We start from the raw sequence: 276 nt of genomic DNA on the forward strand, positions 1-276 counted from the left end.
GGAGTGGTGTACTCCCGCCAGATCCTCGAGGGCTTGGTGCAGATCGCTCGAGAGCACCAGCTGCTGCTGCTCTCCGACGAGATCTACGATCGCATCCTGTTCGACGGCGCCGTGCACATCCCGACGGCGACTCTCGCCCCTGATCTGCTCTGCCTGACCTTCAACGGCCTGTCCAAGACGTATCGCGTGGCCGGATTCCGCTCGGGATGGATGGTCATCACAGGGCCGCAGGACCACGCCAAGGGGTTCATCGAGGGGATCACGCTGCTCGCGTCG

General features: G+C 64.1%; 1 protein-coding gene. It reads left to right on the forward strand.

All coding sequences use genetic code 11. The annotated features are described in order from the left end of the window. Positions 1-6: 6 nt before the first annotated feature. Positions 7-276: aminotransferase class I/II-fold pyridoxal phosphate-dependent enzyme (locus ACY0MJ_RS22360; protein ID WP_462640763.1), on the forward strand; the 270-nt coding region annotated here is incomplete at its 3' end.

The organism is Ramlibacter sp. bp-362 (genome assembly GCF_054956735.1).